Genomic DNA, 13,378 nt, shown 5'->3' on the forward strand with positions numbered 1-13,378 from the left:
GGACGGCCCTCTCTTCTGGGCCCACAAAAGGCCGGGGCCCTACTTTGGGCGGCCGGGGGCCTTGGCACTAATCAGCAGGAGAGAGGCCAGCAAAATACGGCTGGACTGGCGCACGTTTGTATCCCTGACAATTCGTTATTGTTGGATCTGTCTGTCTTGCAACAGGCGCTGCTGCAACTGGTGGTCACGCAGGAAGGCATTGATCCGCTCCCGCTGCTCCTGCATCTGCTGTTCGGTCAGCCCTTGCTGACGGGCACGGGCGCCATCCTGTTGCGGATAGTGAACACTCACAGGTGCAGCACTGCCACCGATTGGAATGGTATTGAGCACCGGATTGGCCGGAACGCCATCCTGTCCCTGATACTGCTGCACCCCGAAGATAACGGCAGCGGCCACAGATGCCGCAATGGCATATTGACCCAGTTGCTGACCGACACGGCGGAACAACGGAACCACATTGGCATCTGTCTTGACCGGCGCAACGGCAGGTTGCAGCACGGGAGCCGTCTCGACCGGCTTGGGTGCCAGTATGGTGGGCTCATCCTCCAGCGCAGCCATGATGCTGTCACTGAGATCCAATTGCAGATTGACCGGCAGGTCACCCCGCATGGCATCGCCGATCAGGTGGTAACGACCCCAGGTATCTTGCAAGTCGGAGTCCATCTCCAGCTCGTTCAGTACCTCTGCGTCACTCAGGTCACCATCCATCAGGGCAGAGATTTGCTCTTTATTTGCCATAAGTTAACCCGTCTTTCCCCAGTTAATTCTCGATCAGAGGTTGCAGCTTTTTATCGATTGCTTCCCTCGCCCGGAAGATACGGGATCTGACCGTACCCACTGGGCAATCCATGATTTCGGCAATCTCTTCGTAGCTCAGCCCTTCCAGTTCGCGAAGGGTGATAGCTGTCCTCAGGTCTTCCGGCAATGCCTCAATGGCTGAAAACACGGTGCGTTTGATCTCGTCAGTCAGCGCCAGGTTTTCGGGGGTTGAGACCTCTTGCAAGGCTTCACCACCACCATAAGACTCCGCTTCGTCAGCCTCCACATCACTGCTAGGCGGCCTGCGCCCCTGGGAGGTGAGATAATTCTTCGCCGTGTTGACGGCAATTCGGTACAACCAGGTATAAAAAGCACTTTCGCCACGGAATGTCGGCAATGCACGGTAGGCTTTTATAAAGGCCTCTTGCGCCACATCGGGCACATCACCGGGATTGTTGACATACCTGGCAACCAGGTTGACCACCTTATGCTGGTATTTTTTTACCAACAGGTTGAAAGCTGCTTTATCGCCGCGCTGGACCCGTTCAACCAGCTGTTCGTCCAGTAGATTCTGGTCGCTCATCAGAGCCGTAAAACCCCCATCAGGTTATCGTTTTTCTTTTCCGGCCCTTCCTAAGCGCACAAGTTCAGACAGGGAGAATCAGAGAAAGTTCGCTTCAATTGAAAAAAATGTGATGCAGGCTGCATCCTCGCCCTCGCTTGGGCTACCATGGTGCCAGTTCTTAATCCAGGCCAATGATACTTATGAAAGCAAGTGTTGAATACCTTTGCGATGTACTGATCATTGGCAGCGGTGCCGCTGGTTTGTCCCTCGCGTTGCGATTGGCAGACCACGCCAAAGTCCTGGTTCTGAGCAAGGGGCCCATCAGTGAAGGGGCCACTTTCTATGCGCAAGGAGGCATCGCTGCCGTTTTCGACGAAACCGACAGCATCGAATCCCACGTGAGCGACACGCTCAACGCGGGCGCCGGGTTGTGTGACCCGGCAGTGGTGGAGTTCACCGCTCGCCACGCCCGCGAGTCCATCCAGTGGCTCATTCAGCAAGGGGTCCCCTTCGATCAGGAGGAGAACGCCGACGGCGAGTCTCAGTACCACCTCACCCGGGAAGGGGGCCACAGCCATCGCCGCATCTTCCACGCGGCGGATGCCACCGGCAAGGCGGTGCAGCTCACCCTGATCGATCAGGTGCGCGCCCACCCCAATATCCAGTTGATGGAGCGCTTCAACGCGGTCGACCTCATCACCACCCGCAAGCTCAACCTGCCGGGCAACAAGGTGCTTGGCGCCTACGTCTGGAACCGCAACGCCGAGCAGGTCGAGGTGATCCGCGCCCGTTTCGTGGCGCTGGCGACCGGAGGTGCCTCCAAGGTCTACCAGTACACCTCCAACCCTGATGTGAGTTCTGGCGATGGCATCGCCATGGCATGGCGGGCCGGCTGCCGGGTGGCGAACCTGGAGTTCAACCAGTTCCACCCCACCAGTCTGTTCCACCCCGATGACCCCAACTTCCTGCTGACCGAAGCGCTGCGTGGTGAGGGGGCCTATCTGCGCCGCCCGGACGGCAGCCGCTTTATGCCGGAGTTTGATGAGCGGGCCGAACTGGCACCCCGCGATATCGTCGCCCGCGCCATCGACCACGAGATGAAGCGACTCGGGGCGGATTGCATGTATCTGGACATCAGCCACAAACCGGCCGACTTCATCATCAAGCACTTTCCGACCATTTATGAGCGCTGCCTCGCGGTCGGCATCGACATCACCAAGGAGCCGATGCCCATCGTGCCGGCCGCCCACTACACCTGTGGCGGCGTGATGATCGATAACAACGGCCAGACCGATATCCCCGGCCTCTACGCCATCGGTGAAGTGACCTACACCGGTCTGCATGGCGCCAACCGCATGGCCTCCAACTCCCTGCTGGAATGCGTGGTCTATGCCCATCAGGCGGGTGCCGACATTCTGGCCAAGCTGCCGATGAGTGTGGAGCCGCCGCGCCTGCCGGTGTGGGACGAGAGCAAGGTGGAAGATTCCGACGAACTGGTGGTGATCCAGCACAACTGGCACGAGCTGCGGTTGATGATGTGGGACTACGTGGGGATAGTGCGTACCAACAAACGCCTCGCCCGCGCCAAACGCCGCATCGACCTGCTCAAGCAGGAGGTGCAGGAGTACTACGCCAACTTCCGTGTCTCCAACAACCTGCTGGAGCTGCGCAACCTGCTGCAGGTGGCCGAGCTTATCGTCAACTGCGCCCTGCAGCGCAAGGAGTCTCGCGGCTTGCACTACAACCTGGATTATCCGGATATGCTGCCGGACTCCAAACCGACTGTGCTGACCCCGGAGCGGGATTAATCCCCCTTCCCGTAAAGCGTTGCAGCAATCAGTGACCCCGCCATGGCGGGGTCACTTGTTTTCAACCGCTTTTCAGCCACAAAAAGAGTACCGTAATCAGCCACATGGCAGCGGCTTATCGCAATAACTCAGCGCCTGGTTATCAGGGAAGCAGGCGTCAACGTCGGGACGGCAGAAAGTGGATGGCTCGCGCCAGCAGGCGGTAATGTTCGGGGGGAAGGGCGTCGGAGAAGAGCCACAGTTGCCGTGGCGACGCCGATTCAGAGCCTTCCGGCTCGGGACAAAGCGCTAGCCTGAGCACGCCGGGCAGAATACGGCTTTTCTTGCCGAGCTGATAGCGGCGACCTTGCCACTGTAGCCACTGGCCATCCCAGACAAGCTCGAACGGGAGCTCGACGAGGGAGCGCCAGCTCAACCAGAGCGCCGCCAGCCAGACGGGCAGCAACAGCGCCCACTGCCAACCGGCAATCAGGCCAGCCACCGGCCAGAGCAGCAACAAAAAGAGGGCCACCAGCAAACATTGCTGATGGCGGGAGGGGTGAACCGTCATGATCACCCGCTCCACGGTATTACCCCTGGCGGTCGTGGCGCGCCTGATTGCGCTCCAGGATCATCGGGATCATGGCGGCAAATGCGGGATCGGCAGGGACACCATGACCCATGCACCATTTGAACAGATCCGGATCGTCGCTCGCCAGCAGGCGGATAAAGGTCTGCTGATCGGCTTCGCTCAGGGAGTCGAACTCGTGTTCGAAAAAGGGCATAAAGATCACATCCAGCTCGAGCATACCGCGACGGCAGGCCCACTTCAGGCGGGATTTTTCAACTGGGCTCAACATGGCACTCTCCTTACAAAGACCGGGGGATGGTACCAGCTGGATTTTCCGGCTGACAAACATTAGTTACGTCTTTACCATGCAGCTCACATACTTTCTCTCTGGAATACCATCGTGAGCCTGCAACCACCTGTTTTTCCTGCCGAGCCGACCCGCTTCTCCCTGACCAAGCTGGCCATCACCCGTATCAGCGGCCAGGATCGCGTCAAATATCTGCAAGGTCAGGTCACCTGTGATGTCAACGCCCTGCAACCGGGGCAACAGACCCCGGGTGGCCACTGTGATCCCAAGGGCAAGCTGTGGAGCAATTTCCGCCTACTCTGCCTCGACGACAGCCTGCTGCTGCTGACCAGCCCTTCAGTGTTGGAACGTCAGCTGCCGGAGCTGAAGAAATTTGCCGTCTTCTCCAAGGTCGAGATCGCCGCCGATGAGCGTCACGCCACCGGGATCGCCGGTACGGGCAGCGATGGCTGGATCACTGCCCAGTTCGGCCTTGAGCAGAGCGGTCTGATCGACGGCGGCATGGCGGTGAAGATTGAACAGGATCGCTGGCTGCTGGTGAGCAATCAACAAGCCGACGCCCTGCCGCAAGGGGACGAGTCACTCTGGTGGGGGCTCGAGATCAAGGCGGGCCTGCCGCACATGGAAGCGGTGCATCAGGGGGAGTTCATCCCGCAGATGCTCAACCTGCAGGCACTGGACGGCATCAGCTTCAACAAGGGCTGCTACATGGGGCAGGAGACGGTGGCCCGCGCCAAGTATCGCGGCGCCAACAACCGCGCCCTGTTCCTGCTGGCGGGCACTGCCGGCGAGCCGGTCAATGCGGGTGATACCCTGGAGATCCAGCTCGGTGACAACTGGCGTCGCAGCGGCATGGTGCTCAACGCCTGGCAACAGGCCGGGCAGGTGTGGCTCACCGCCGTACTGCCGAAAGATACCGAGGCTGACGCCCAATTCCGCCTCAAGCAGGACGAAGGCTCCCGCCTCACCCTGCAACCCCTGCCTTACGCCCTGACCGAGTAAGGTCGGCTAGCGAGGCACCCGCGCCAGCAGTGCCTCCTTCAGCCAGCGCCCCGCCTGCCCCAGCGGGCGGGCGCGATGCCACTGCAGTTCCAGCGCCAGCGCGTGGCTGGCGATAAAGTCCGGCTCCAGCACCACCACTTCGCCGCGAGCCAGCGGCTGATGCAGCAGAAATTCCGGGATGGCGGACCAGCCAAGGCCCCGCTTGACCAGCTCCAGCACCCCGAGATCCCCCTCGACCCACCACACCTGAGCCGAGATGCGAAAACGCTGGCGCTCGTTCCCTTCCCGTCGGCCGGTCACCATCAGCTGACGTGCCCCCTGCAGATCGACCTCCCGCAGCGGCTGCTTGCGGGCCAGCGGATGATCCGGTGACACCACCAGCGGCATGGTCACCTCCCCCAGCGAATGGGCGACAATCTCCCGCTGGGGATGCACCTTCTGATAGCTGATGCCGAGCTGGGCCCGGCCGGTCACCAGCATCTCGGTCACATCTTCCATCAGCGGGAAGAGCAGCTCCAGCTCCACGGTCGGGTAACGAGTGGCGAATTCCTCCAGCAGGGTGCCGAGCCAGGGGAGGTGGGAGTCATCATCGATGGCCAGAGTGAGCCGCGTCTCCACCCCGGCCGCCAGCTCCCCGGCAATGGATTGCAATCGTTCACTCTGCGCCAGCAGGATCCCCGCCTCCTGCACCATGCGGGCCCCCGCCTCCGTCAGCTGCGGATAGCGGCCGCTGCGGTCAAACAGGGTGAGCGCCAGATCGATCTCCAGATTGGCGATGGCGCTGCTCACCACCGACTGCGCCTTGCCCAGCTTGCGGGCGGCAGCGGAAAACGAGCCGGTTTCGGCGGCCGCCAGCAAGATCCTCAGTTGTTCCAGTGATGGCGTCATCTTATGGCCCTCCGGCAAGCTCTCTCATCCATCTATTTTAGCGATGGATACCAACATGAATCTATCGCTAAAGATCTATAGATTAACCAGCAATCCGTGAATAAATCTGATTGAGAGAGTGACTTATGCGTACCCGTAACGATCGCCTGCGCCATGCCATTGGCTTTGAATTCATTGGCCTGCTGATGGCCGCCCCACTGGCCAGTTGGGTTACCGGGGTCGGGCTCAACCATATGGGCCCGCTGGCACTGTTCTTCTCGGTGCTGGCCACGGTCTGGAACTACATCTACAACATCGGGGTCGACAAGCTGCTGCTCAAATATCAGGGCCATACCCACAAAACCCTGTGGCAACGGGTTCTGCATACCTTCGGCTTTGAGGGCGGTCTGCTGATCGTCGCGCTGCCGGTCATGTCCTGGTGGCTGAGCGTCAGCCTGCTGGAGGCGCTGGTGCTGGATCTGGGCTTCGTCGTCTTCTATCTGATCTATGCCTTCGTCTACAACTGGGGCTATGACAAGGTGTTCCCCATCCCCCGCGAAGTGCCGCACGGCATGCCCCAAGAGGCGCGCTAAGGCACGAATCAGTTGGATTGAAACCGAGAAGTGAAGGTCAACAAGGGAAGGCAACAGATGAAACGACACGGCCCCACCATGGCAGACATGATGGGGCCGCAACAGGGATCAGCGCTGGCAGGCCGGCTGATTCAGAGGTAAGGATTCAGGCCTGCCCGTCGCTCAAGCCTGTGCCTTGAGCTCTTCGCCGCTCTCGTCGGCAGCGGCAGCCTCTTCAGGCTGAGCCTGAGCGGCCTGCAGCGCTTCCAGCTCGCTCTGATAATCGCTCAGGATCTGCTGGGCAACCGCCATATCTCCCTTGTGTTTGCGCTCGAACAGATGGTGCTGCACCACGCCGTTGAGATACTCCACTGTAATGGGCTGCTCCAGGGTGGCCATCAGCTCCTCTTTCTCCAGCTCGGCATTGATTTCATCGGCGGTCGTGCGCAGCAGCCCGGCCAATTGAACCAACATGCGGCGCTCACCTTCGCGCAGCAGGCTCAACATGCGGTTTCTCTGCTGCTCATTCTGTTGGGTCATACATTTCCTTACGTCAATTGGGAACAAGCCCGCTCATTCTGCCCTGTCCCCATGACAGCGTCTATCTCATGCCCCCCACAAATTTTTGGCGCTGGCTCACAAATGGCTACAGATGCTATTTGAAGTTGCTCTGGGGTATAGTAGCCGCTGATTTTCAGGCGCTTTTTTCACCCTCATCCGCAAACAGGGATGAGACGGCAAGGGCGCCTGCCCGGTTTACCCCAACGAGGTGAAGATCCGCTTTATGACCGACGCCATTGTGGTGCTCTGCACCTGCCCAGATCAAACCAGTGCCGACCTTCTCTGCGAACAGCTGCTGAACCAGCGGCTGGCCGCCTGCATCAATCAACTGCCGGGCGTCACCTCCGTCTATCGTTGGCAAGGCAAGGTGGAGCGCACCACCGAGATCCAGCTCATCATCAAATCCCGCCAGCCACTCTTTGCCAAGCTGCAGGCATGTATTCAAGCCAATCACCCCTATGAGGTGCCCGAGCTGCTGGCCCTGCCGGTAAGTGCCGGAATACCTGCCTATCTCGACTGGCTCAATGGGGAGACCTCATGACGCTCACCCGCTTGCTCTCCCCCCTGTTGCTGCTCTGTGCCCTGCTGATGGCAACGGTGGGCAGCTCCCCTGCCCGCGCCAGCGGCGCCGATCTGCTCAGCTCGCTGGGCATTGAGGCCAATGCCAAACCCAAATTTTTGCAGGTCGATAAGGCCTTTCAGATCGAGAGCGAACAGCGTGGCGATCAGCTGCTGCTGACCCTCCATATCGCCGACGATTACTACCTCTATCGCCACAGCCTGCGCTTCAAGGGGAACAACCTCACCTTCAGCGAGCCGACCCTGCCGGAAGGCACAGAGCACGAGGATGACTTCTTCGGCAAGACCCGGGTCTACTATCAGCAGGTGAGCATCGCGGTGCCGCTAAAGGAGGTGGGGGAAAATGCCACCCTGCGGGTGCGCTATCAGGGCTGTACCGACGGCCTCTGCTATCCACCGACCGACAAACTGATCGATGTGGCTCCGCTGGTCACGGCAACCACCGCATCCGCTGCTGAAACGGCACAAAGCGTCGCACCGGTTAGCCAGCAGGATCAGCTGGCCTCCGCCCTCGGCCATCAGGGGTTCTGGCTCAGCATCGTCGCCTTCTTCGCGCTGGGGCTGGGGCTCGCCTTCACCCCCTGCGTCTTCCCCATGTACCCAATCCTGACCGGCATCATCGCCGGTGCTGGCCATCGCCTCTCCACAGGTCGCGCCTTCCTGCTCTCCTTTGTCTATGTGCAGGGGATGGCGGTCACCTACACCTTGCTTGGGCTGGTAGTGGCCTCGGCAGGGCTGAAATTCCAGGCTGCGCTGCAACACCCCTATGTGCTGATCGCCCTCTCGGTGATGTTCGTGCTGCTGGCCCTCTCCATGTTCGGCCTATATACACTGCAACTGCCGAGCAGTTTGCAAACCCGTCTCTCCGGTCTCTCCAACCGCCAGCAGGGCGGCTCGGTAGTCGGGGTCGCCATCATGGGGATGGTCTCCGGGCTGGTCTGCTCCCCCTGCACCACGGCGCCGCTCTCGGGGGCGCTGATCTACGTGGCCCAGAGCGGCGATCTCTGGCTCGGCGGGGCGGCGCTCTATGCGCTGTCACTGGGGATGGGGCTACCGCTGCTGCTGCTCGGCACCTCGGGTGGCAAGCTGCTGCCCAAAGCGGGCGCCTGGATGGATGTGATCAAGCAGCTGTTTGGTTTTGCCCTGCTGGCGGTGCCCATCCTGCTGCTGTCACGGCTCTGGAGCGATCAAGTTACTACCCTCGCCTGGCTTGGCTGGGGGCTGCTGCTGTGCGGTTATCTCTATCACCACAACCAGCACCAGCCCCACTCGGTGGCCAAGAGCGTGCGCGGCTTCGTGCTGTTGCTGGCGATGATCAGCGCCGTGGTAGTGGGCAAGGATCTGCTGCAACCGCCCCCCCCTGCTGCCATCACGGCGGATGCCAGTCAAACGGCACCGCAGTTTATCCGCATCAAGACGCTGGATGATCTCAAGGTGCAGCTGGCAGCCGCCCGCGGCAAACCGGTGCTGCTCGACCTCTACGCCGACTGGTGCGTCGCCTGCAAGGAGTTCGAACACAAGACCTTCAGCGACCCCGCGGTGAGGGAGCGCTTCGGCCAGATGGTGCTGCTGCAGGCGGATGTTACCGCCAACGACGATGCCGATATCGAGCTGCTCAACGGCCTCAATGTGCTGGGGCTGCCGACCCTCATCTTCTTCGACCGCGAGGGCAAGGAGCTGACAGGCCTGCGGATCACCGGTTTTATGGGGCCTGCCGAGTTTCTGGGCAAACTTGATCAGCTACGCTGACCAACGGCCCCCCTGTCGACAGGCAGGGGCCGCCTCATACGTTACGCACTGATTTTTCTGGCAATCCCTTGTATATGACCGGCAGCATGGCAGAATTTGCCCTTCGATTGTCTCGCCCGTCCGGAGTTTTGATGAAAAAGTGGTTCATCCCCCTGCTAGCCCTCTGGCTTTATGGCTGCAGTGCAGGGCCCGGTGAAGAGGATATCCGGAGCCAAGTTACCGCCAAGCTGCTGGCCGAGACAGACGCCAACCTGTTCGATATCAGCGACTTCACCATCCTCGGCAAGGAGGAGCGGATGGAGGGGGTCTATCTGGTCAAGGTGAGTTACCAGCTCCACTTCAGGCAGGGGCTCGATCAGTTGCAGGTATTGCACGACGAGGATCTGGTCTACGACCGGGTTGGCCCCTTCCAGCAGGAGATGGGTCTGATGGAGCTCGAGCGTAAATATGGCGAGTTCGAGGCGGGCCAGGTGCTGCCGCAAGAGGCAGAGGTGTGGATGATGAAGAGCGAACAGGGCTGGCGGCTGGCGGAACCAGCGCAATAAAAGGCAACAAGCCCCTCATGTCTCTGCAACGGCGGGGCTGCCGTTGCCAACCAGCTCAAACCTGGGTATCGACCCGATACCCTTTTCGCTCGGCAGGTTCGTTCGGCAGCTTGCTGGCCAACCCTGACAGTACCTCCTTGAGGGTGACCCCGCTCTCTGCCGCACCGCTGCTCTCCAGCAGCTTGGTCAGCTGGCTCTGCAAGGGGTTCACCGCTTCGATCTCGGCTCCTGGTTCGCTCTCTTTTCCCTGCCCGCCCTGTTGATCCAGCGTCTCCAGCAGGCGCTCCAGATCCCGCTTGAGCGGATTTTCGCTGCTGTCGGCGATGGCGAGTTTGCGCTGTTCCTGCTCTTGCCGCTGTTGTTGCTGCAATGCCAACTGTTGCTCCTGCTGCTGTTGCAGGGAGCCCATCATGGTGTTGATGAACGCTTCCAGCGAATCCCTGATTGAAACAGTGCCACCGCCGCTGCTCTCCCCTTGCGGTGACAGCCCCAGCTCATCCAGCACTGCGCCAAGGTCGCGCACCAGGCTGTCACTGCCCGTTGATGGTGAAGTTGCAGCCCGCTCCTGTGCCTGCACAGCGCGAGAACCCTGCCGTTGCGACAGCGGGCTGAGCCCGCCTGACGCGACTACATTTATCTCCATCTTGGCCCTCCTCTCCCCGCCCTTTGGCCCTTTTTCGGCAACAATTCCGGCAATCTGACAAACTCTTGCCCCTTGGCAGATAACCGCACTCACACCTAAAAGATAGCGCCAACCGGACGAGATTGGCGCGAATGCATCTTTTGGTCTATCAGGCGGAACGATAGTGCTAACCCGCTATAAACAAGGGGTTGGCAAAAAGGGGCCACGTTCAGCCATCACTGCGCAGACTGACAATGGGGGTCAGAAGATATCCTTCATCCGGTGCCACAGCATACCCAGTGCCAACAGCGGGGAGCGCAGCGCCGGGCCGCCGGGGAAGGTGATATGGGGCACGCTGGCAAAGAGATCGAAACCCCGGCTTTCGCCGCGGATCGCCTCGGCTACCAGCTTGCCCGCCATATGGGTGGCGTTGAGACCGTGACCCGAATAGGCCTGGGCGTAGAGCACATTGGGATGCTCCTTGATACGGCCAATCTGCGGCAGCCGGTTGGCGCCGATCCCGATCATCCCGCCCCACTGAAACTCGATGGCAGTGCCAGCCAGCTCGGGGAAAACTCGCAGCATCTTGGGCAACATAAAGGCCTTGATATCCTTCGGGTCTCGCCCCGAATAGTTGCAGGCCCCGCCAAACAGCAGACGACCATCGGCGGAGAGGCGGTAGTAGTCGAGCGCCACGTTCTGATCGCAGACCGCCATGTTTTGCGGCAGCAAGCGCTGGCGCAAGCGGCGATCCAGCACCTCGGTGGCGAGGATGTAGGAGCCGGCCGGCAGCACCCGCCCTCCCAGCTCTGGATTGAGGTCATTGAGATAGGCGTTGCAGCCGATCACCAGATAGTCGGCAGTGACCCGGCCGTGGGCGGTGGTCACCTCTACCTGCTTGCCGTAATCGATATGGGTCACTCTGGAGTGTTCAAACAGGGAAACCCCGAGGCTGGCTGCAGCGCGCGCCTCGCCGAGCGCAAGATTGAGAGGATGCAGGTGGCCGGAGCCCATGTCGATGAGGCCGCCAATATAGCGATCCGATCCCACCACGCTATGGATATCTTCCCGCGGTACCAGCTTGAGTTCGTGCTCATAGCCGAGGCTCGCCAGATGGTCGAGATCTTCCTCGAAACCTGCCAGATGGCGCTGACGGGTAGCCAGATCGCAGTAACCCCAGGTGAGGTCGCACTCGATATTGAAACGCTCGACCCGCTCGCGCACCAGCTGCACCGCTTCCAGCCCCATCAGATCCAGCTCGCGGACCCCATCCTCACCAATCCAGCGGGCGAACTGGCTGGTATCGTGGCCGATACCGCGAATAAGCTGACCGCCGTTGCGCCCGGAGGCGCCCCAGCCGATGCGGTTGGCCTCCAGCAAGGCTACCTTGTACCCGGCATCCGCCAGATTGATGGCGGTATCGAGACCGGTAAAGCCGCCGCCGATGATGCAGACGTCAGCCTTGTGCTCCCCCTCCAGCTCGGGCCACTGTTGCGGGTCGTTGCGGGTGGCCGCGTAGTAGGAGGCGACGTGCTCCTGATATCCGTTGTGCTTTCCTGCCTGCATACTCAGCATCCTGCCTTGGTTGCAAATTGTTTAATAAAATAAGCAAAGTTGTTTCGATAATACCCAGTTCCCCCTCCACTCACCAACCGGTGCGGATCACAGAAATGCAAAAGGCGCCTCGAAGGGCGCCTTTTCATGCAATCAAGGTGCTGTAACGAATTACAGTACGTCGATGGCATTCAGGTCGGAGAATGCTTTCTCCAGACGAGCGATCATGGAAGTCTGACCTTCACGCAGCCATACGCGCGGATCGTAGTACTTCTTGTTCGGCTTGTCGGCGCCTTCCGGGTTGCCCAGCTGGCCTTGCAGGTAAGCTTCGTTCTTCTTGTAGAAGTTCAGCAGACCTTCCCAGGTTGCCCACTGGGTGTCGGTGTCGATGTTCATCTTCACTACGCCGTAGGAGATGGACTCGCGGATCTCTTCCAGAGTGGAACCTGAACCACCGTGGAATACGAAGTCCAGAGACTTGGCTGGAACGCCAAACTTCTCAGAAACGTACTTCTGGGAAGCGTCCAGGATGGACGGGGTCAGTTTGACGTTACCCGGCTTGTATACACCGTGTACGTTGCCGAAGGAGGCAGCGATGGTGAAACGCGGGCTGATCTTGGACAGACGCTCGTAAGCGTAAGCAACATCTTCCGGCTGGGTGTACAGAGCGGACTGATCCATGTGGCTGTTGTCGACGCCGTCTTCTTCGCCACCGGTGCAACCCAGTTCCAGCTCCAGAGTCATGTTCATCTTGGCCATGCGGGTCAGGTACTCGCAGCAGATGTCGATGTTCTCTTCCAGAGACTCTTCGGACAGATCCAGCATGTGGGAGGAGAACAGCGGCTTGCCGGTTTCAGCAAAGTGCTTCTCACCCGCTTCCAGCAGACCGTCGATCCACGGCAGCAGCTTCTTGGCAGCGTGGTCGGTGTGCAGGATTACCGGCACGCCGTAAGCTTCGGCAACAGCGTGAACGTGCTTGGCACCAGAGATGGCACCCAGGATGGCAGCTTTCTGACCTTCCAGCTTCAGACCCTTACCGGCGGTGAACACGGCACCACCGTTGGAGAACTGAACGATAACCGGCGCTTTAACCTTGGCGGCAGCTTCCAGTACGGCGTTAACGGAGTCGGTACCAACGCAGTTTACGGCCGGCAGAGCAAAGCCGTTCTCTTTAGCGATGGCGAACACTTTCTGAACGTCATCACCAGTGATCACGCCGGGTTTTACGAAGTCGAAAATTTTCTTAGACATGTTTAATCGTCCTGTCTCGTATGCCGTTAATAAAAAATGGGGGGTTCATCATGAACCGACACAGCGGGCACATGATAAACGAAACGG

The 13,378-nt window shown here is 60.0% G+C and carries 15 protein-coding genes; 6 read left to right on the forward strand and 9 right to left on the reverse strand.

Going from position 1 to position 13,378, the window contains the following annotated elements:
• Positions 1–135: 135 nt before the first annotated feature.
• Together ACW5XC_RS19265 and rpoE are read right to left on the reverse strand one after the other, a co-directional pair.
• Positions 136–738 carry an RseA family anti-sigma factor gene (locus ACW5XC_RS19265; RefSeq protein WP_042053918.1) on the reverse strand — a complete coding sequence of 201 codons (603 nt, stop codon included), beginning with the start codon at positions 736–738 and terminating at the stop codon, positions 136–138.
• A 22-nt stretch (positions 739–760) separates the two neighbouring features.
• Positions 761–1,342: an RNA polymerase sigma factor RpoE gene (gene rpoE / locus ACW5XC_RS19270; protein ID WP_005335411.1), complete on the reverse strand. Its 582-nt coding sequence runs from the start codon at positions 1,340–1,342 to the stop codon at positions 761–763.
• A 182-nt stretch (positions 1,343–1,524) separates the two neighbouring features.
• Between rpoE and nadB the strand changes: the two genes are divergently transcribed.
• Positions 1,525–3,132 carry an L-aspartate oxidase gene (nadB, locus tag ACW5XC_RS19275; protein WP_005354382.1) on the forward strand — a complete coding sequence of 536 codons (1,608 nt, stop codon included), beginning with the start codon at positions 1,525–1,527 and terminating at the stop codon, positions 3,130–3,132.
• A gap of 157 nt (positions 3,133–3,289) precedes the next feature.
• Here the strand turns inward: nadB and ACW5XC_RS19280 are convergent, their stop codons facing one another.
• Both ACW5XC_RS19280 and ACW5XC_RS19285 read right to left on the reverse strand, forming a co-directional pair.
• The gene (locus tag ACW5XC_RS19280) at positions 3,290–3,682 is read right to left on the reverse strand and encodes a protein YgfX (RefSeq protein ID WP_042053916.1); all 393 of its coding nucleotides are present in this window, start codon (positions 3,680–3,682) and stop codon (positions 3,290–3,292) included.
• 19 nt (positions 3,683–3,701) lie between these two features.
• Complete coding sequence (locus ACW5XC_RS19285; RefSeq protein ID WP_005335417.1) at positions 3,702–3,971, reverse strand: FAD assembly factor SdhE; 270 nt, start codon at positions 3,969–3,971, stop codon at positions 3,702–3,704.
• Between the two features lie 111 nt (positions 3,972–4,082).
• On the opposite strand from ACW5XC_RS19285, the gene ygfZ reads away from it, so the two are divergent.
• Positions 4,083–4,991, forward strand: a complete 909-nt coding sequence (gene ygfZ, locus ACW5XC_RS19290) for a tRNA-modifying protein YgfZ (RefSeq protein ID WP_042053914.1) — start codon at positions 4,083–4,085, stop codon at positions 4,989–4,991.
• A 6-nt stretch (positions 4,992–4,997) separates the two neighbouring features.
• Here the strand turns inward: ygfZ and ACW5XC_RS19295 are convergent, their stop codons facing one another.
• Positions 4,998–5,879, reverse strand: coding sequence for a LysR family transcriptional regulator (locus ACW5XC_RS19295; RefSeq protein ID WP_042053946.1), 882 nt, complete (start codon positions 5,877–5,879; stop codon positions 4,998–5,000).
• Positions 5,880–6,004: 125 nt separating this feature from the next.
• Here ACW5XC_RS19295 and ACW5XC_RS19300 point away from each other — a divergent pair, with 125 nt between their 5' ends.
• The gene (locus tag ACW5XC_RS19300) at positions 6,005–6,451 is read left to right on the forward strand and encodes a PACE efflux transporter (RefSeq protein WP_042053912.1); all 447 of its coding nucleotides are present in this window, start codon (positions 6,005–6,007) and stop codon (positions 6,449–6,451) included.
• A 162-nt stretch (positions 6,452–6,613) separates the two neighbouring features.
• Here the strand turns inward: ACW5XC_RS19300 and ACW5XC_RS19305 are convergent, their stop codons facing one another.
• Positions 6,614–6,970, reverse strand: coding sequence for a hypothetical protein (locus ACW5XC_RS19305; RefSeq protein ID WP_005362699.1), 357 nt, complete (start codon positions 6,968–6,970; stop codon positions 6,614–6,616).
• Between the two features lie 244 nt (positions 6,971–7,214).
• Here ACW5XC_RS19305 and cutA point away from each other — a divergent pair, with 244 nt between their 5' ends.
• The 3 genes from cutA (at position 7,215) to ACW5XC_RS19320 (ending at position 9,864) form a co-directional block, all read left to right on the forward strand.
• A complete protein-coding gene (cutA, locus tag ACW5XC_RS19310) occupies positions 7,215–7,532 on the forward strand; it encodes a divalent-cation tolerance protein CutA (RefSeq protein WP_042053910.1) in 318 nt (105 codons plus the stop codon).
• Positions 7,529–9,319: a protein-disulfide reductase DsbD gene (locus ACW5XC_RS19315; RefSeq protein ID WP_042053908.1), complete on the forward strand. Its 1,791-nt coding sequence runs from the start codon at positions 7,529–7,531 to the stop codon at positions 9,317–9,319. The genes cutA and ACW5XC_RS19315 overlap by 4 nt, the downstream gene beginning before the upstream one ends.
• Before the next feature lie 131 nt (positions 9,320–9,450).
• Positions 9,451–9,864: a hypothetical protein gene (locus tag ACW5XC_RS19320; RefSeq protein WP_042053906.1), complete on the forward strand. Its 414-nt coding sequence runs from the start codon at positions 9,451–9,453 to the stop codon at positions 9,862–9,864.
• A gap of 55 nt (positions 9,865–9,919) precedes the next feature.
• Here the strand turns inward: ACW5XC_RS19320 and ACW5XC_RS19325 are convergent, their stop codons facing one another.
• The 3 genes from ACW5XC_RS19325 to fbaA all read right to left on the reverse strand — a co-directional run bounded on the left by ACW5XC_RS19325 (position 9,920) and on the right by fbaA (position 13,291).
• The gene (locus ACW5XC_RS19325) at positions 9,920–10,507 is read right to left on the reverse strand and encodes a hypothetical protein (protein ID WP_042053905.1); all 588 of its coding nucleotides are present in this window, start codon (positions 10,505–10,507) and stop codon (positions 9,920–9,922) included.
• 240 nt (positions 10,508–10,747) lie between these two features.
• Positions 10,748–12,052 (reverse strand): NAD(P)/FAD-dependent oxidoreductase, encoded by a 1,305-nt coding sequence (locus ACW5XC_RS19330; protein WP_143182636.1) that lies wholly within the window; start codon positions 12,050–12,052, stop codon positions 10,748–10,750.
• Between the two features lie 159 nt (positions 12,053–12,211).
• A complete protein-coding gene (gene fbaA, locus ACW5XC_RS19335) occupies positions 12,212–13,291 on the reverse strand; it encodes a class II fructose-bisphosphate aldolase (RefSeq protein ID WP_005340963.1) in 1,080 nt (359 codons plus the stop codon).
• Between the last annotated feature and the right edge of the window lie 87 nt (positions 13,292–13,378).

The sequence above is a fragment of the Aeromonas sp. 25-AL00135 genome (assembly GCF_054052385.1).